General features: G+C 56.2%; 16 protein-coding genes, 3 pseudogenes and 1 other annotated feature. Of the genes and pseudogenes, 14 read left to right on the top strand and 5 right to left on the bottom strand.

Going from position 1 to position 18313, the window contains the following annotated elements; translation table 11 throughout:
• Window positions 1-43: 43 nt before the first annotated feature.
• The 8 genes from E8K88_RS00910 to E8K88_RS00875 all read left to right on the top strand — a co-directional run bounded on the left by E8K88_RS00910 (window position 44) and on the right by E8K88_RS00875 (window position 8725).
• Window positions 44-2320, top strand: a complete 2277-nt coding sequence (locus E8K88_RS00910; protein ID WP_240754247.1) for a RelA/SpoT family protein — start codon at window positions 44-46, stop codon at window positions 2318-2320.
• Window positions 2321-2604: 284 nt separating this feature from the next.
• Window positions 2605-4413, top strand: coding sequence for a translation elongation factor 4 (lepA, locus tag E8K88_RS00905; protein ID WP_136404750.1), 1809 nt, complete (start codon window positions 2605-2607; stop codon window positions 4411-4413).
• A gap of 5 nt (window positions 4414-4418) precedes the next feature.
• On the top strand, window positions 4419-5393 hold the full coding sequence (lepB, locus tag E8K88_RS00900) for a signal peptidase I (protein WP_136404749.1): 975 nt from the start codon (window positions 4419-4421) through the stop codon (window positions 5391-5393).
• A 36-nt stretch (window positions 5394-5429) separates the two neighbouring features.
• A complete protein-coding gene (locus E8K88_RS00895; RefSeq protein ID WP_168797209.1) occupies window positions 5430-5819 on the top strand; it encodes a DUF4845 domain-containing protein in 390 nt (129 codons plus the stop codon).
• Between the two features lie 82 nt (window positions 5820-5901).
• Window positions 5902-6597: a ribonuclease III gene (gene rnc, locus E8K88_RS00890; protein WP_420813549.1), complete on the top strand. Its 696-nt coding sequence runs from the start codon at window positions 5902-5904 to the stop codon at window positions 6595-6597.
• The gene (era, locus tag E8K88_RS00885) at window positions 6597-7538 is read left to right on the top strand and encodes a GTPase Era (protein WP_136404747.1); all 942 of its coding nucleotides are present in this window, start codon (window positions 6597-6599) and stop codon (window positions 7536-7538) included. The genes rnc and era overlap by 1 nt, the downstream gene beginning before the upstream one ends.
• A 93-nt stretch (window positions 7539-7631) precedes the next feature.
• Window positions 7632-8438, top strand: coding sequence for a DNA repair protein RecO (gene recO / locus E8K88_RS00880; protein WP_136404746.1), 807 nt, complete (start codon window positions 7632-7634; stop codon window positions 8436-8438).
• A 17-nt stretch (window positions 8439-8455) separates the two neighbouring features.
• Entirely contained in the window at window positions 8456-8725 is a 270-nt protein-coding gene (locus tag E8K88_RS00875; protein ID WP_136404745.1) for a hypothetical protein, read from the top strand.
• 35 nt (window positions 8726-8760) lie between these two features.
• Here E8K88_RS00875 and hemH read toward each other — a convergent pair whose 3' ends face one another.
• On the bottom strand, window positions 8761-9786 hold the full coding sequence (gene hemH, locus E8K88_RS00870; protein ID WP_136404744.1) for a ferrochelatase: 1026 nt from the start codon (window positions 9784-9786) through the stop codon (window positions 8761-8763).
• Between the two features lie 384 nt (window positions 9787-10170).
• Window positions 10171-11265: a bifunctional DNA-binding transcriptional regulator/O6-methylguanine-DNA methyltransferase Ada gene (gene ada, locus E8K88_RS00865; protein WP_136404743.1), complete on the bottom strand. Its 1095-nt coding sequence runs from the start codon at window positions 11263-11265 to the stop codon at window positions 10171-10173.
• Window positions 11266-11645: 380 nt separating this feature from the next.
• Here ada and E8K88_RS18550 point away from each other — a divergent pair.
• The 4 genes and pseudogenes from E8K88_RS18550 to E8K88_RS00855 form a co-directional block, all read left to right on the top strand.
• Window positions 11646-11849: pseudogene (locus tag E8K88_RS18550) on the top strand (transposase); the annotation flags it as partial.
• Window positions 11850-11923: 74 nt separating this feature from the next.
• Window positions 11924-12040 (top strand) — a sequence feature (AL1L pseudoknot).
• Window positions 12032-12214: pseudogene (locus E8K88_RS18545) on the top strand (IS3 family transposase); the annotation flags it as partial. Its footprint overlaps the feature before it by 9 nt.
• A 52-nt stretch (window positions 12215-12266) precedes the next feature.
• On the top strand, window positions 12267-12881 hold the full coding sequence (locus E8K88_RS18540; RefSeq protein WP_420813545.1) for an IS3 family transposase: 615 nt from the start codon (window positions 12267-12269) through the stop codon (window positions 12879-12881).
• Window positions 12882-12984: 103 nt separating this feature from the next.
• Window positions 12985-13479, top strand: coding sequence for a GNAT family N-acetyltransferase (locus E8K88_RS00855; protein ID WP_136404742.1), 495 nt, complete (start codon window positions 12985-12987; stop codon window positions 13477-13479).
• A 191-nt stretch (window positions 13480-13670) separates the two neighbouring features.
• Here the strand turns inward: E8K88_RS00855 and E8K88_RS17960 are convergent.
• From E8K88_RS17960 to ychF, 3 genes and pseudogenes are all read right to left on the bottom strand, one after another.
• A pseudogene (locus E8K88_RS17960) lies at window positions 13671-13808 on the bottom strand (IS5/IS1182 family transposase); the annotation flags it as partial.
• Window positions 13809-13820: 12 nt separating this feature from the next.
• Window positions 13821-14015 (bottom strand): Arm DNA-binding domain-containing protein, encoded by a 195-nt coding sequence (locus tag E8K88_RS00850; RefSeq protein WP_136404741.1) that lies wholly within the window; start codon window positions 14013-14015, stop codon window positions 13821-13823.
• 204 nt (window positions 14016-14219) lie between these two features.
• Window positions 14220-15314, bottom strand: coding sequence for a redox-regulated ATPase YchF (ychF, locus tag E8K88_RS00845; RefSeq protein WP_136404740.1), 1095 nt, complete (start codon window positions 15312-15314; stop codon window positions 14220-14222).
• 480 nt (window positions 15315-15794) lie between these two features.
• On the opposite strand from ychF, the gene E8K88_RS00840 reads away from it, so the two are divergent.
• Both E8K88_RS00840 and E8K88_RS00835 read left to right on the top strand, forming a co-directional pair.
• Window positions 15795-16442 (top strand): TRAP transporter small permease subunit, encoded by a 648-nt coding sequence (locus tag E8K88_RS00840; protein ID WP_136404739.1) that lies wholly within the window; start codon window positions 15795-15797, stop codon window positions 16440-16442.
• 24 nt (window positions 16443-16466) lie between these two features.
• Entirely contained in the window at window positions 16467-18272 is a 1806-nt protein-coding gene (locus E8K88_RS00835) for a TRAP transporter large permease (RefSeq protein ID WP_136404738.1), read from the top strand.
• The last annotated feature ends 41 nt before the right edge of the window (window positions 18273-18313 follow it).

The raw sequence follows: 18313 nt of genomic DNA, 5'->3' as shown, positions 1-18313 counted from the left end.
AACAGACCGTGCGTATGTTCGCTGCTTTTGATACATTGTCACAATGAAATTGGCAGGTTTAACAAGCCCATCCCCCACACCGCAGACTGCTGCTTTTTTAAAGCAGCAAGAGTCCGATGCGCTCACGCCTGAACACCGGCAGTTGGTCGATCAAGCGTATGCAGACTTTGCGCGCATGATTGAGTACCTGAGCGAGTCCGACCAGCAGCGCGTGCTCGAGGCCTTTCACTTTGCTGAGCGCGCGCATACAGGCCAGTACCGCAATAGCGGTGAGCCCTATATTACGCATCCAATTGCTGTTGCGGCCTTGTGCTCGCAATGGCATTTGGATGCCATTGCCTTAATGGCGGCCTTGATGCACGACGCCATGGAAGACTGTGGTGTCACCAAACATGACATTGAGGTGTTGTTTGGCAATGATGTTGCTGAGCTGGTCGATGGCCTGACCAAGCTCGACAAACTGGAGTTCCACTCCAGAGAAGAAAACCAGGCGCAATCCTTTCGCAAAATGCTCTTGGCCATGGCCAAGGATGTGCGCGTGATTCTGATCAAGCTGGCTGATCGCACCCACAATATGCGCACGCTGTCTGTGGCGCCGCGGAGCAAATGGGGGCGTATTTCAAGGGAAACCCTGGAGATTTACGCCCCTATCTCGAACCGCTTGGGGCTGAATGCGACCTATCGAGAGCTGCAAGAGTTGTCGTTCAAGCATTTGCACCCTTGGCGCTACCAGACCTTGTCCAAAGCGGTTGAGAAGGTCAAGTCGCGCAGGCGTGGCATGGCCGAGCGCATTGCGGCCGAGCTGGAGAAGGCGTTTGCGCAGCGCCAACTGAAGGTGCGCTTGCTGGAGCGTGAACAAGCACTCTACAAGGTCTACCTGCAAATGACCGCCAAGGGCCTGAGTTTTGCGAAGGTCAGCGATATTTTTGGCATCCAGGTTTTGTGCGAAAGCGCCATCGATTGTTATACAGGCCTGGGTGTGGTGCACCAAACCTACCGGCCTGTGCCTGGCTACTTCAAGGACTATATTGCCAGTCCAAAGCCCAATGGCTACCAGTCCTTGCATACGGCCTTGCTAGGACCCTCTTCGGTTGAGGTGGAGGTTGAGCTGCGCACAGAGATGATGCATGTGGTGGCCGAGACCGGCATTGCTGCGCATTGGCTTTACCAGTCCAAAGGTTTGGATCGGATGCTGGCAGACAGCCTCAATGGCCGTTGGCTTGAGTCGATGCTGGAGATTGAGCACTCCTCTGACGAGGCTGCTGACTTCCTCAACGATGTCAAGGTCGACCTGCATCCGGAGTCGGTGTATGTGTTCACCCCCAAAAACCAAATTGTCACCTTGCCGATAGGTGCCACTGTCGTGGATTTTGCCTATGCCATTCACAGCAACGTGGGCGACCATATTGCAGCGGCTCAAGTCAATGGCAATGTGGTGTCGCTGCGTACCATTTTGAAAAACGGCGATACGATTGAAATATTCACCTCGGATGAGGCCAGGCCCCATCCAGGTTGGCTGGAGTTTGTCAAAACGGGCCGTGCGCGCTCGCGCATTCGCAACCAGCTCAAGCATGCAGACCAGGAAGAGACCGCCGGATTGGGCCTGCGATTGCTCAACCAAGCCATGCGTGTGGCAGGCTATGACAATGTCCCCGAGGCGACTGAGCTTGCGCAGACAGTCTGGCAGCAATTGGCAGTGCTCAACCAGGGCCGCTCGCGCGAAGAGATTTTGCAGGAAATTGGTTTGGGTCGCATGATTGCCAGTGAGCTGGTCTCGCAAATTGGACAATTGTTGCAGTCCATAGGCTTCAAGCCTGATGCATTGGTATTGTCCAAGGAGCGCTTGAAGACCAGTGGTGGGGCTGAGGTGGTATTGGCCGTCGGTGGGGTCGATGGTGCGCCGGTGCGGTATGCCACCTGCTGTCGCCCCGTTCCTGGTGATGCCTTGGTGGGCTTGCTCATCAGTGGCAAGGGCCTGGAAGTGCACCGCCAGGAGTGCCCGGTAGCGGCGCGTCGTTTGAGCAAAGACACCTCAACTGCGATGCCGGTTGAATGGTCCGATGAGCCGGTCGGCGATTTTGAGGCCTGTCTTTCCTTGAATCTGCGCAACTCCAAAGGGGCCTTGGCCGAAGCAACCAGGGTCATTGCCCAATCTGAGGTCAATATCTTGCGCATTGACATGCTCGAAGAAGGGCGCCTTGAAACGATCGAGATTCGCATGACCGTCTCTGTGCGCAATCAGGACCACCTGGAGCAATTGCTGCGCAATTTGCGCCGTGTCAGGGCCGTGCAGCGCGTGCAGCGGTTTTTGCCAGATTGAGTGCCAATCGCGCTGGTGCTTGCAGGTCAATCCTGGCCCAGAGATGGGCCGGGCAAGCAGAGTCACAGCAAACACCTGCTAAATAGCAAGTGGATTGTTTCAAGTTGAGCGCAAAACGATAGAATCTCACCGGTTATCACGGCTTCGTTCGATGGGTAATGCTGTACTTGACCATGCAATGCCCTGATCGCCCCACTGATCACCCCTAGTTTGATGGTTTTGTCCCATGGAGCCGCCGCCGCTGCGGCTGCTTGTGTGTGCAGACCATCCCTTGTACTGTTTACATGAACCACATTCGCAATTTCTCCATCATTGCCCATATTGACCATGGCAAATCCACGCTTGCAGATCGACTGATTGAGTACAGCGGTGGTTTGAGCAAACGTGAAATGTCTGCACAGGTGCTCGACTCGATGGAGATCGAGAAAGAGCGCGGCATTACCATCAAGGCACAAACCGCAGCCCTGCAATACAAAGCCAAAGACGGCAAGGTCTACAACCTCAATTTGATTGATACGCCTGGCCACGTGGACTTTTCCTACGAAGTTTCCCGCTCGCTATCGGCTTGCGAAGGCGCGCTATTGGTGGTTGATGCGTCACAGGGCGTGGAAGCGCAAACCGTGGCCAACTGCTACACCGCGCTCGATTTGGGCGTGGAAGTGTTGCCTGTGCTCAATAAAATGGATTTGCCTCAGGCCGATCCAGACCAGGCCAAAGCAGAAATTGAGGATGTGATTGGCATCGATGCGATGGACGCGATTGCCATCTCGGCCAAGACCGGCATGGGCATTGAAGACGTGTTGGAGTTGATCGTGGCCAAAGTGCCAGCCCCTCAAGGCAATCCAGACGCGCCGCTGCGCGCAATGATCATTGACAGCTGGTTTGACCCTTATGTCGGTGTCGTGATGCTGGTGCGCGTGGTTGATGGCCAACTGAAGAAAGGCGAGCGCATTCGCATGATGGCCTCTGGGGCCGCCTACGAAGCCGGCAGCCTCGGGGTGTTTACCCCTGCTTCGACCTCACGCGAGGTCTTGTATGCAGGCGAGGTCGGCTTCATCATTGCCGGCATCAAAGAGCTGAAGGTTGCCAAAGTGGGTGACACCATTACTTTGGAGAAAAAGCTGCCGAATAATTTGGGCCCAGCTGAATCAGCGCTGCCGGGTTTTAAAGAAATTCAACCGCAGGTGTTTGCTGGCTTGTACCCGACTGAGGCCAGCGAGTACGACGCGTTGCGTGACGCGATGGAGAAACTGCAGCTCAACGATGCAGCCTTGCAGTTTGAGCCCGAAGTTTCTCAAGCCTTGGGTTTTGGTTTTCGCTGCGGCTTTTTGGGGCTGCTGCACATGGAAATTGTGCAGGAGCGCCTGGAGCGCGAATTCGATCAAGACCTGATTACGACGGCGCCCAGCGTCGTGTATGAAGTCGTCAAGGCGGATGGGGAAGTGATCCAGGTTGAAAACCCATCCAAATTGCCTGACGCGGCCAAGGTGCAAGAGATCCGCGAGCCCATTGTGACCGTGCACATCTTCTTGCCGCAAGACTACGTCGGTGTTGTCATGACCTTGTGCAATCAAAAGCGGGGTGTACAGCTCAATATGGCCTACCACGGCCGGCAGGTCATGCTGACTTATGAGATGCCGCTGGCAGAAATCGTGCTGGACTTCTTTGACAAGCTCAAATCGGTCAGCCGCGGTTATGCGTCCATGGACTACGAGTTCAAGGAGTACCGCCCATCCGATGTGGTCAAAGTCGACATTTTGCTCAATAGCGAGCGCGTCGATGCCTTGTCCATCATCGTGCACCGCAGCCAGTCGCAGTACCGAGGCCGTGCCGTGGTCGGCAAAATGCGTGAAGTGATTTCCCGCCAGATGTTCGATGTGGCGATCCAGGCTGCGATTGGCGGGCACATCATTGCCCGCGAAACGGTCAAGGCATTGCGCAAAAACGTGTTGGCTAAATGCTATGGCGGGGATATTTCACGCAAACGCAAGCTGCTGGAGAAACAAAAAGCCGGTAAAAAACGCATGAAGCAGATCGGTTCTGTTGAAGTGCCACAAGAAGCATTCTTGGCTATCTTGCAAGTAGAGGATTGATCGTTGTGAAAGCTATTGCTGTAATTACTGGCGCCTTATTGGCTGCTGTCGCGGCCTATATCGCCATGTGGCTGACGGGCCAAATCGAAGGCAATTTCCCATTGCTGCTGCTGCTGGCAACCGTCGTCACGGGGATTTATTGGGTGGCTGAAAAGCTGTACTTCTTACCCAAGCGCAAACGCACTGCACAGGCGCTGGCTGCGCAACTCGAGAGCAGGCAGCAAAGCCTGCAAGCGCAAGGCCTGCAAAACGATGAAGTCGATGTGGCCGGTGTCGTGGCCAAAACCATGCGCCAGCCTTGGTGGCTGGATTGGACTGCCGGTTTGTTTCCAGTGATCATTGTGGTGTTCGTGCTGCGCTCGTTTGTGTATGAGCCGTTTCGTATCCCCAGCGGCTCCATGATTCCGACCTTGCTGGTGGGGGATCTGATCCTGGTGAACAAATTCGCCTATGGACTGCGCATGCCGGTTTTCAATAACAAGCTGACCGAAGGTGAAAAGCCTGCGCGCGGCGATGTGATGGTGTTTCGCTTTCCGCCAAACCCCAAAATGGATTACATCAAGCGCGTGATCGGTTTGCCTGGCGATGTGGTCAGTTACCAAAACAAAAAACTCACCATCAATGGCCAGGCGATCAATTCGGTGGCGCAGCCCGATTTTGATGACAAGGACTCGATGCGCATTGCCAAGCAGTTTGAAGAAACCATTGGCGGGCGCTCCTACAACGTGCTCAATATAGAGCAAGTGCCTGCGATGTTCACCTCGGGTGACAACTTTGCATTCAAGGAAAACTGCAAATACACGATTGAAGGCGTAACCTGCACGGTGCCTGAAGGCCATTATTTTGTGATGGGTGATAATCGCGACAATTCACTGGACTCGCGCGCTTGGGGCTTTGTGCCGCAAGACAATATCGTTGGCAAAGCCGTCGTGGTCTGGATGAATCTGTCAGATTTTGGGCGTATTGGTAAAATCCAGTAATTGGCATCGGCTAGGTTAGCAATGAACGGGGGTTTCATGGGTAATGCACTCGCACAGTACACAACTCGATTGTCATGGCAGCGCCAACGTGGCATGTCTTTTATTGGTGTGTGTCTGCTCTTGGTTGTGCTGATTTTTGCTGGCTATGTGGTGGTCAAGTCCGTGCCCATCGTCAGTGAGTATTTGTCAGTCAAGCGGGTCTTGAAGCAGGCGGCAACTGGCACTACTGTTGAAGAAGTGCGCAGCATTTTTACCCGCCAATCGAATATTGATTATTTGGACGAGTACGACAATCCGCTGCAGGCACAGGACTTGATTGTGAGAAAAGTCAACGATGTGGTGGTAGTTGAGCTGCAGTACGAACGTGAAATCCCTTTGTTTGGCCCGGCCTTTTTGGTTTACAAATTTGACGCCAGTTCCCAATAAGCACTGGTGAGATGGCTGCAGTTCGGTCGAGGCAAATGCCTGGCCCACTGCGTGCTTTTTTTACAAAAGAAACACATTGTTTATTTCAGAATCTGACCTGATTGCCTTGAGCGCGCAATTGGGTTTTCCTGCGCAAAGGGCCTCGCAACTCAGGCACGCTTTGACGCACCGCAGTTTTTCTGCAACGCATAACGAACGCCTGGAATTTTTGGGCGATGCCGTCCTCAACCTTTGTATTTCAGACTGGTTGATGCAGCGTCTGCCAGCAGCCACTGAGGGCGAGCTCTCGCGCACACGGGCCAATTTGGTCTGTGAAGAGTCACTGCACAAAATCGGTTTGCAATTGGGTCTGCCCAAACTCTTGCTTTTGGGCGAAGGTGAGCGTAAAACAGGGGGCAGCCAGCGCGTTTCGATTTTAGCTGACGCGGTAGAGGCCTTGATTGGCGTCGTGTATGCCGAGCAAGGCTACGCGGCAGCGCAAACTTTGGTCAAACGCCTGTTTGAAAACGTGGATTTGTCAGCGACGGCCAAAGCCAAAGCCAAAGACCCGAAAACCAGTTTGCAAGAATGGCTGCAAGCCAAGCGCATGGCCTTGCCGGTCTACACACTCGATGAAGTGCGAGGTGCCGAGCACCAGCAGACCTTTGTGATCTCTTGCAGTGTGCCGGCAATGGATTTGCTCGCCCATGGCCAGGGCAGCTCCCGTAAAGCGGCTGAGCGCGAAGCCGCGGCAGCCCTGTTGAATTTATTGATGACCAAAAAAGGTTTAAAAACGTGATGGATGAATTGTCTGGTTCGGACGAACAAGCCGCTGGTGACGAGCCCGCGCAACGTTGTGGTTTGATTGCCATTGTGGGGCGGCCCAATGTGGGCAAATCCACTTTGATGAATGCACTGGTTGGACAAAAAGTCAGCATCACATCGCGTAAAGCACAAACCACGCGGCACCGCATTACCGGCATACTCACCGAAGGCGATACCCAGTTTGTGTTTGTCGATACGCCGGGTTTTCAGACCAAGAACCAGTCGGCGCTGAACAAGTCGCTGAACAAGGCCGTCACCGGCTCCATCACCGATGTGGACCTGATTTTGTTTGTCGTTGAGGCAGGTAACTTCTCGCTCAAGGATGCGCAGGTCTTGTCGCTGTTTGAAGGCCGTATTCCCGCCATTTTGGTGGCCAACAAACTCGACACCATGCACCGCCGCTCCGAGCTGGCGCCGTGGCTCAAGAACATGTCCGAGCGCCACCAATTTGCCGAATATGTACCGATGTCGGCCAAGAACCCCAAGGATATTGCGCGTTTGCTCAATGTCTGCAAAGGCTACTTGCCAGAGCAAGAATGGTGGTATGACCAAGACGAGCTGACCGACAAGAGTGAGCGCTTCATGGCCGCTGAAATGGTGCGCGAGAAGCTGTTCCGTTTGACTGGCGATGAGCTGCCCTACACCTCAACGGTGTTGATCGACAAGTTCACCGAAGAGCCGGGTAAAACAGCCAATCGCATGATCCGCATTGCGGCCACGATTGTGGTTGAGCGCGAAGGCCATAAAGCGATGGTGATTGGTGAGAATGGCGACCGACTCAAACGCATCGGTACCGAAGCGCGCGTCGAGCTGGAAAAACTGATGGACGCCAAAGTGTTTCTTGAGCTGTGGGTCAAAGTGCGCTCGGGCTGGTCAGACGATGCCACGCGCCTGCGTGCCTATGGTTACGAGTGATCGTGTTGGTCGTGGTCGTGGTCGTGGTCGTGGTCGTGGCCGTGATGCACGCATGGACTGCGTCGTGGTATTGCGCTGATACAAGGCTGCTCAATGCTGTCTAGAACGAGTGCCACCACAGCTCAGCGCAGCACTGCGCCAGCACGCAGTGCGCGCCGCGTCACGCAGCACCAGGCCTATGTGCTGCATCAATACCCGTACAGCGAGTCCAGCCTGATTTTGGAGCTGCTCACGCGTGAGCGCGGGCGCGTCGTGGTGATTGCCAAAGGTGCTAAAAAGCCCACATCCAACTTTCGCGCACTGCTCTTGCCATTGCAGATGCTGCGCGTGGACTACAGCTACACCGAAAGCGAGGGCGGTGAGATCGGCACGATCCGCAGTGCCGAACGCGCAGGAGGGCCAGCGACGCCGCGCGATGAGGCCTTGCTGGCAGGCCTGTATTTGAACGAATTGCTGATGCGCATGATGGTGCGTGGCGAGCCCAACGCGGCGGTATTCGATTCCTACCACACGACCTTGCATGTGCTCAGCCATGCGCCAGGCGCTGCATTGGAGGTTGTGCTGCGCTCGTTTGAATTGGTGCTGCTGCGCCAATTGGGCATGCTGCCAGATCTGGCCTACCAGACGCTGGAGCACCAGCCAGTAGAGCCGAGCGCACGCTATGCCTTGCTGCCCGAGGTGGGGCTGCATGAAATCCGTGATGGCAGGCGCAGTCTCAAAGGCCAGCAATGGCTGGACATCCAGCAGGCCTTGCAAAGCCCGCAGCCATTGGCGCAATGCATGCAGGCCTTGGGCGTGCACTGCACCGACCTCAAGCCCCAGTTGCGTGCTGCATTTGCGCATTATCTGGGCGGTGAGTTGCAAACCCAGCGCTTGATGCGCGGCTTGCGCAGCCTCTAAAGCATCGGGCGGCGCGGATGTCTTTTTTCAACCTGTTATTGCATGCGATTGCGCTGATCGCGCCGGCTTGGGGTATGGCGCTGATCTTTGTTTCGCTCACACGCCTGGTGCTGTGGCGCAGCCAGTGGCGCTATGCATGGGGCATCAATGTCTTGGCTAACGGCCTGCTGGGCAGCGTGAGCCTGCTGCTGGCCTTGGTCATGATGGGCGAGGATGGCACGCTGCTCGCATACACCGGTCTGGTGCTGTGCAACGCGACTGTGCAGTGGGTGTTGTTGCGCCGCTGAACAGGTTCTAAGCGGCGCCGCCTTCAAGCAGGCTTTTAGCGTTCCCAAGCCCGCAGATTCTGCTGCACCAAATCACGCAGCGCGCTGATCCAGCGTGGCTGCTCGTTCAAGCAGGGGATGTAGCGAAACTCCTGGCCACCGTGGTGCAGGAAGGCTTCACGCACCTCCATATTGATTTCTTCCAGGGTTTCCAGGCAGTCGGCTGGAAAGCCGGGGCAGATCACATCGACGACCTTGGTGCCGCTTTGAGCCAATTGTTCCAGTGTCGGCTGCGTATAGGGCTCCAGCCAGCGCGCCTTGCCAAAGCGCGATTGGAACGTCACGCGGTATTGTGATTCGTTCAAACCCAAGCGCTCGGCTAGGCGTTTGGAGGTTGCCAGGCATTGGCTTTGGTACGGATCGCCAAGCTGCACATTGCGCGCTGGGATGCCGTGGTAACTCACCACCAACTGCTCGGGTCTGCCATGGCTGCTCCAGTGCTTGCGCACCGTTTCTTCCAGTGCGGCAATATAACCATCAAACTCGGCATACTGGTTGACGATGCGCAGATCGGGGATATCGCGTTTGCTCGCCGCCCACGCGTAGGCCACATCGTAGACGCTGGCCGTGGTCGTGGCAGAGTACTGCGGATACAGCGGCACGATCAGAATGCGGCGCAAACCGCTTTGGTACCAGCGCTCGAGCAGACTCTTGAGACCAGGCTCACCATAGCGCATGCCGGCTGCGACCTGCACATTGCGGATGCCTGCCTCACCCAGCCAGCCGCGCAGCAGCAGCGCCTGTTGTTCGGTGTGGTAGAGCAGCGGTGAGCCGCCATCTTCCAGCCAGACTTGTTGGTATTTTTGGGCCGATTCTTTAGGCCGGCGCGGCAAAATCAGGCCGTGCAAAATCGGCTTCCAGATCAAGGCGGGAATTTCGACCACACGCGGGTCGCCTAAAAACTCGGCCAAATAACGTTTGACGGCGGCTGGCTCGGGCGCAGAGGGCGTGCCCAAGTTGCACAGAATGACGCCGATGCCAGGTGTTTGGGTGGTGTCATGGTCTGTGGATGTACTGGTCATGAAGTGCCTGTCGCTCTGAATGGAATGCACACGGCCTAACGTTAGGCTGGGCCGTGACAAAGAAGCAAGCGGAAATTGTACCTACTTCGCCAGCGCTGCCAAGTAGCAAGCGGCTGCGCGGGGGAATGCAGGTTTGGCGGCCTCAACATCGCGCACACGTTTGGGCAAGGACAGGGTGGCCATCGCCACAATGGGCGTTTCCGACCTGAAGAGCTGGCCATTGCTGCCGTGCACGGGCCGCTGCGCCATACAGACCAGCGCGGCATAGGCGCGCTGGTGCCGCGCGGCAGAGAGTCGCCTTCGCCATCCTATCGGCTTCAGAAGGCTTGCCAGTCCAATAGCTTGGTCTTGTCATCTAAGATCGTAAACACGTTCTAACAGCCTTCATGTGGCTGGCGCTGGTTGGGCTGCGGCTTCTCGGCGCAGCAGTTCGCGTTTGCGCTCAATGCCCCAGCGGTAACCAGACAGCTCGCCATTGCTGCGCACCACGCGGTGGCATGGAATGGCCACTGCCAGGCAATTGCTGGCGCAGGCCTGTGCCACTGCGCGTGCAGCTTTGGGCGCACCAATGCGCTCGGCCACCTGCGCGTAGCTGGCCGTCTCACCGGGGGGGATCTCGCGCAACGCTTGCCAGACGCGCTGCTGAAAGGCCGTGCCACGCACATCCAAAGGCAAATTCAAACCCAGGCCTGGGGCTTCAATCAGGCCAACCACTTGGGCGATCAGCTGTTCAAAATCCGCATCGCCGCCAATCAGCTCGGCTTTGGGAAACTGGTCCTGGAAATCGCGCACCAGGCGCTCAGGGTCATCGCCCAGCACAATCGAGCAGATGCCCAACTGGCTTTGCGCCACCAATATGGCGCCCAAGGAACTGGCCGCCACAGCAAAGCGGATCACCGCGCCCAGGCCGCCGGCGCGGTAGTCGCTGGCCCGCATACCCAGCACTTGCTGCGATGTTGCGTAGAAGCGGCTATTGGAGTTAAAGCCTGCGCCGTAGATGGCATCGGTGACACTGTTGCTGTCAGCCTGTAGCTCTGTGCGCAGTTTTTGTGCACGCTGGGCAGAGGCATAGGCTTTGGGAGTCAGACCGGTTTGTGCTTTAAAGATGCGGTGAAAGTGGAATGCACTCATGCCCGCTTGTTGGGCCAGTTCGGCCAGTGCTGGCGGGGTTTGAGCCAACTCGATCTGGCGGCAGGCCTTTGCAACGATGGCCGCACGCTCAGCAGCAGCGGCCGTGCGATCACTGAGGGCGCGGCGGCTGGGTCGGTAGCCGGCAGCTTGGGCTTGTGCTTCGGTCGCAAAAAATTCAATGTTCTCGCGTTTGGGTAGCCGGGCCGACGAGCTGGGGCGGCAGTACACGCCAGTAGTGCGCACTGCGTAGACAAAACAGCCATCGGCCTGGGCATCGCGGCTTTGCACCGCCGCCCAGCGGGCGTCGTCGCAGTCATAACTGGGGATGGGGGAGGGTGCACGGGGCATGGCGTCATCCTGTGTGGGTCAATGGCCTATAGATTAAATACTAAGGCCAGCATATGCACTCTGTTTATTGCTATTGAATTGGTCTGTACTCGCCAGGCATGCCTGGGCAGGCGCGCACAAACCACGTGGCGGCGGTGCGTGACGGGGTGGGGCTGCTGGGTGGCATCGGCGCTTGCTTGGCCGCTTACCGGCCTTATAGGTGCGGCAACTGCACCAGATTGCTTCTCGTGCGGACAACTCGCTAGCGCGTAATGCGCCAGTGGTCACCAGAGCGGTTGCGGTCTTGCCCAATGGCGCAAAGGGCGGGGCCTACGAGCTGCTGTGATGGTGCGAATCGCCCCGGGAATTGAGGAGGCTCCAACATCTGAGAAGATAGGGCCATGACAAAGTCAAACAAGTTCTCCCCGGAGGTTCGCGAACGCGCTGTTCGCATGGTGCAGGAGCACCGAGGTGACTTCCCCTCGCTGTGGGCAGCCATTGATTCGATAGCTCCTAAGATTGGCTGCGTGCCGCAGACCCTCAACGAATGGGTCAAGAAGGCCGAGGTTGACAGCGGCCTGCGTGTGGGCACCACCACTTCGGAGGCATAACGCATCAAGGAACTGGAGCGCGAGGTCAAAGAGCTGCGCCGGGCCAATGACATCCTGAAGACAGCCAGCGCGTTTTTCGCGCAGGCGGAGCTCGACCGCCGATTGAAGTCTTGAAGAACTACATCGACCGCCACCGTGATGGCTACGGGGTAGAGCCCATCTGCCGTGTGTTGCAGATGGCCCCGTCGTGTTACTGGCGCCATGCAGCCCGGCAACGCAACCCCCAATTGCGCAGTGCACGCGCCCAGCGTGACGAGGGGTTCAAAGCCGACATCCAGCGCGTGTGGCACGCCAACTGGCAGGTCTACGGGGCTGACAAAGTTTGGCTGCAGATGAACCGCGAGGGCATTCGGGTAGCGCGTTGCACGGTCGAGCGACTGATGCGTGCCATGGGCTTGCAAGGGGCACGCCGTGGCAAGACGGTGCGCACCACCATGCCAGACACCTGCGCACCGTGCCCGCTGGACCACGTCAACAGGCAATTCAAGGCCAGCCGACCCAATGAACTGTGGGGTGTCGGACTTCACCTACGTATCCACCTGGCAGGGGTGGCTGTGCGTGGCCTTCGTGGTGGACGTGTATGCCCGGCGCATCGTGGGCTGGCGGGTCAGTCGCAGCATGCAGACGGACTTTGTGCTGGATGCGTTGGAGCAGGCCTTGTACGACCGCCAACCAGCGGCTAATACCTTGACGCACCATTGCGACAGGGGCAGCCAGTACATTTCCATCCGCTATACCGAGCGCCTGGAGCAGGCGGGCATACGGCCCTCTGTGGGCAGCCGGGGCGACAGTTACGACAACGCACTGGCCGAGACCATCAACGGGCTGTACAAGGCCAAGCTGATTCACCGCAGGGGTCCCTGGAAGACCAGGGACTCCGTGGAACTAGCCACCCTACAATGGGTACACTGGTTCAATCAAGTCCGACTGCTCACGCCGATTGGGGGCATCCCTGCGGCAGAAGCTGAGGCAAAGTACTGGAGGCAATTCGCCAACAGCAACACCTCGACAGAGGTTCCAACTTAAACCAACCAGCCTCCTTGAAACCCGGGGCCGTTCAGCCTCGGTCGTCAACGACTGTCCCAGATCGGCCCAAAGTGGGCTTTGCTGGTTTGGCTAGTATGTTTCAATGAAAAAACAGCAGAACCTCACAACTCATCGCCTACTATTGCGTGCATTGCAGCCTGATGATAGAAATTTCGCGAGCACTTTATTGAGTGACGAAAAAGTACGTCTATACCTTGGCGGTATCGTACCGCTGCACAGCCAAGAACATGCGCTCGCCTCTTTGTTTTCTTTAGAAGCTGACACGATGGTTTGGCTCGCTGTGAAGCAAGCGACACATGAGAGGCTGGGACTGGTTTATCTATCAAAGCATTGTGAAGAAGCGTTTTTTGAATTGTCCTACCAATTTGCCGTCAACGCATGGAGCAAGGGTTATGCGACTGAAGCATGCAAAGCCGTCATAGATTTCGCGTTGCACAATTTGAAATTGGAGCGAATCGTCGCGGAAACTCAAGCTAAGAACCTTGCATCATGCCGACTGCTAGAGCGGTTGAACATGCAGGAACTACGCCGTCTTCAACGCTTTAATGCAGAACAAATAGTGTTCATAACGCAGTAGCTGACTTCCGCTTAGGGTCGAGGCTGTGTGAAAACCCGCAAAAGTCACGTTTTGGGGGGCTCTGTTGCATAAAAATAGCGTAGGCCGAATGACCCCAAACCCTAGACGCAGCTATCCCACAGCAACCGTCTCAGGGCAGCCCAGTTCGGTGAACCGATTGAGAATAGAGGCACGCACATTCAACTCAGCCACTTGCCGCTCGCTGCAGGCTGCCACTGCATGCCCGGCTCGAACCAGACGGTGAGCGAACCTCGCGCCTTCAACGCCTGGTTGTATTCTTTCCAGTTCTTTGTTCGGTATTTGCGCCCTGACCAGCGTGATTCACTCATGCTCACAGCCTACTACCGTTCACGGCTCGATTTGTGCAACAAAGCCTCACCCAGGGCCATCATCGATTCCTTGCCGCCCAGCATGAAGCGGTATCGGAAGGCCTTGACCCCATTGGGTTTGACCTCCAAATAGAGACCGTCACGGTCGTTTAGTCGGTAGAGCCGTTCGCGTGGCTTGGCGGTACGGCAGTGCATGTCGGTGAGCATGGACAGCTCCATACCCACCAGAACGAGAGGTGGTCAAGAGCCATACCCACAAGCGAACCCAATTTTTCCTTGAAAAGACATGAAAAACGACGCAACGTGATGCAACACGAAGCGCCGTCAAAGTCAATCTAACTCGTTGATTTCAAATAATCTATTGAAACATCATGAAACAACGTGAACAGATGCGAAACCTGGCAAGAGTGGTCAGACGTTGAACAAGAAGTTCAGCACATCGCCGTCCTGCACGATGTATTCCTTGCCTTCGGCGCGCATTTTGCCGGCTTCTTTTGCGCCTTGCTCGCCCTTGTACTGGATGTAGTCGGCAAAGCTGATGGTTTGGGCACGAATAAAACCGCGCTCAAAGTCACCGTGAATGACGCCCGCTGCCTGTGGGGCGGTCGCACCTTTTTTCACGGTCCAGGCGCGCACTTCTTTGACGCCAGCGGTGAAGTAGGTTTGCAGACCCAGCAGGCTGTAAGCGGCGCGAATCAAACGGTTCAGGCCTGGCTCGGCCTGGCCAATTTCTTCCAGGAACAGAGCGCGGTCTTCGGCTTCCATGCCGGCCAGCTCAGATTCGATTTTGGCTGAAATGGCAACAACTGGCGCGCCTTGGCTGCTTGCATACTGCTGCAAACGATCCAGGAATGGGTTGTTTTCGAAACCGTCTTCGCTGACGTTGCCAACGAACATTGCAGGTTTAGCCGTGATCAGGCTCAGAGGCTTGAGCAGCAGCAACTCGTCTGCGCTCAGGCCCAAGGTGCGAATCGGTTTGGCTTCGTCCAGTGCAGGCTGGATTTTTTGCAGCACGGTCAAAATTTTCGCTGCTTCTTTGTCCTGGCCAGATCGGGCCAGTTTGCTGTAGCGCTGGATGGACTTGTCGACTGTGCCCATATCGGCCAGGCACAACTCGGTTTGAATCACCTCGATGTCGGCAATCGGGTCGACTTTGCCTGCGACGTGGATGACGTTGTCGTCCTCGAAACAGCGCACAACGTTGATGATCGCATCGGTCTCGCGGATATGGGCCAAAAACTGGTTGCCCAGGCCTTCGCCTTTGCTGGCGCCGGCGACCAGGCCGGCAATGTCGACAAACTCGACCACGGCAGGAAGAATGCGCTCAGGGCCAACAATGGCAGCCAACTCTTGCAGGCGCGGGTCGGGCACTTCCACCACGCCTTCGTTGGGCTCAATGGTGCAGAACGGGTAGTTTTCTGCGGCGATGCCGGCGTTGGTGAGGGCGTTAAAAAGAGTGGACTTGCCAACGTTTGGCAGGCCCACGATGCCGCATTTCAAGCTCATGGAGGTTTCCTTAGGGGGCGCCTGCGCGTTCGTTCGGCAAACCCCGCCTGTTGGAGGCAGGGTGCTTATGCGGCACTCGGCAAAATAACAATGGGGGTTAGCGCTTGGCCGCTCAGTGGTTCAGCAAGGAGCGAGCTGCTACACCAAGATCTCATGCTAGGTTCTTTGAGCTATTGCGCTAGCGAAACGCGTATTTTAAGCCACTCGGAGCGTTTGCTGGCGCTGGCGCGATGTGCGCGGTTAAAGAGCAGGTGATCTTGCTGGGGAAAGGCGCCAAAACGGTGTGTGCTGACAGTGCACGCAGGAGTGAATGTCACCTAAATGACAATGCTGGCTTGCCTTTCAAAAAAGCGCGCCAAATAAGCATTCTTACTATGTCGCCAGCCAGGGCATATTCGTACAATTTGGCCTCTTCTAGGGCGATGCAATCAACTACACCCGCTGATTGCCCAGCCTCACTAGCCTTAATCTGGAGACACCATGCAGGCTCTACTTGCCCTATCAAGGGCTATCGACAGGCTCAATGCTTTCATAGGCAAATATGCGATATGGATCATTTTTATAGCCACCTTCGTCAGTGCTGCGAATGCGATTGTGCGCAAAGTATTCGGCACCAGCTCCAATGCTTATTTGGAGATGCAGTGGTATTTGTTTGCGTGGAGTTTTTTGCTCGCAGCCGGCTATACCTTGCTGCATCGTGAGCATGTGCGCATTGATGTGATCAATAGCCGCCTGCCGAAAAAAGTGCAGGTGTGGATTGATATTGTTGGCTTCGCCCTGTTTTTGACGCCGTTGTGCTTGGTCATCATCTACTACACCTGGCCGGTGCTGGTGCAAATGTATGAGTCCGGCGAAATGTCGGGCAACCCTGGTGGCTTGGTGCGCTGGCCGGTGTGGCTGTCAATTCCTGTGGGGGTTGCGTTGCTGATGCTGCAAGGCTGGTCAGAGCTGATCAAACGCATTGCATTCTTGACGGGCGATGGCCCAGACCCGATGGGCCGGGCCACAGACATCACGGCCGAAGAGGCCTTGGCCGAAGAGCTGCGCATGGAGGCCCAGGCGCGCGAGGCCAAGGCTGTCCAGGAGCGTCAAAACAACACGCTGTCTGCCACTGGGCAGCAGCTCTGATCAGCAGGCAAGGACAAGCACACCATGGAATTCATTGCCTCAAATTTTGCCCCCATCATGTTTGTGGGGCTGATCTTTTTTCTGTTGCTGGGTTTCCCAGTTGCATTCAGCTTGGGCGCTTGCGGGCTGTTGTTCGCTTTTATCGGCGTCGAGATGGGCGTGTTCTCATCGTCGATCATCGCCTGGTTGCCCCAGCGCTTGATTGGGATATTGGCCAATGACACTTTGTTGGCCGTGCCTTTTTTCACCTTGATGGGCTTGGTGATGGAGCGCAGCGGCATGGCCGAAGACCTGATCGAGACCATCGGCCAGGTGTTTGGCTCTATTCGCGGTGGTTTGGCGCTGGCGGTGGTGTTTGTCGGTGCGATGCTGGCGGCCACGACCGGCGTGGTGGCCGCTTCAGTGATCTCAATGGGCTTGATTTCGCTGCCGATCATGCTGCGCTACGGCTATGACCGCAAACTGGCCAGTGGGGTGATTGCGGCCTCTGGGACTTTGGCGCAAATTGTGCCGCCGTCCTTGGTCTTGATTTTGATGGCTGACCAGTTGGGCCGCAGCGTGGGCGAGATGTACAAAGGCGCCATGATTCCAGCGATGATGCTGATTGGCTGCTACATCGTCTGGATTGCACTTTTGGCGATTTTCCGCCCAAACTCTGTGCCGGCGCTTCCACCTGAGGCACGTATTTACCGTGAGGACAATGGCAACGCGGGCTATACCTCACTGGTAGTGCTGATGACTTTGTCGGCCATTGTCTCTGTATTTTTGGCCTCGCACATGGCCGATATCCACTCTTGGATTGAAGGGCGCGAAGTCACCAGCGTTGCAATGGATGAGAAAATTGTCACCGCCATGTGCGGTGGTGTTTTTGTGGCATTTTTGATTGCCAGTGTCAACCGCTTGCTGGGCTTGAAGTTGCTGTCACGTTTGGCCGAGCGCGTGACCTTTGTGTTGATTCCGCCGCTGTTGTTGATCTTTCTGGTTTTGGGCACGATCTTTTTGGGGATTGCCACACCGACCGAAGGCGGTGCGATGGGCGCGATGGCTGCAATCGTGATGGGTTTTTTGCGCAAGCGCCTGAACATGACTTTATTCAAGCAGGCGCTGGCATCGTCGACCCGTTTGACGAGCTTTGTGATGTTCATTTTGATCGGCGCAACCACCTTCAGTATGGTGTTTCAGGCCGCTGATGGGCCGATCTGGGTTGAGCATTTACTGACCTCCTTGCCTGGAGGTGAGGTCGGCTTTCTGATCTTTGTGAACATCCTGGTGTTCTTCTTGGCGTTCTTTCTGGATTATTTTGAGCTGTCCTTCATCATCGTGCCATTGCTGGGGCCGGTTGCGCATGCGATGGGCATCGACCTGATCTGGTTCGGTGTGATTTTGGCGATGAATATGCAGACCTCGTTCATGCACCCGCCGTTTGGTTTTGCGCTGTTCTTCTTGCGCTCGGTTGCGCCTGACAAGCCCTATGTGGACAGAGTCACGCGCCAGACCATTGCACCGGTGACCACCATGCAAATCTATAAAGGTGCGATTCCCTTTTTGTGCATCCAGCTGGTGATGGTGGGGAGCTTGATCGCCTTTCCAACATTGGTGACTGGCAGTTTGGATGCACCCATTGATGTCGACATGGATGCGGTGGGAGCGCAAATGCTGGATTCTTTGGGCGGTCACAGCGGCTATGGCAATGACAATCCGTTTGGTCATGCATATGGCGATGGAGATGGGGGTGATGCCTCGAATGGGTCAGATCCGTTTGCTGCGCCTGGCGATGGCTACGGCTCAGACGATCCTGCCCAAGCCTTGCAAGAGAGCTTGTCGCAGTAAGCTTTGCCAGAATGGTATTGGGCAAGAGCGGCCTTGGCCGC

Origin of the sequence: Lampropedia aestuarii (assembly GCF_004803635.1) — a bacterium.
Taxonomy (GTDB): Bacteria; Pseudomonadota; Gammaproteobacteria; order Burkholderiales; family Burkholderiaceae_C; genus Lampropedia; species Lampropedia aestuarii.
The sequence above is the reverse complement of the archived record's forward strand: the minus strand, read 5'-3'. Positions and strand labels throughout refer to the sequence as shown.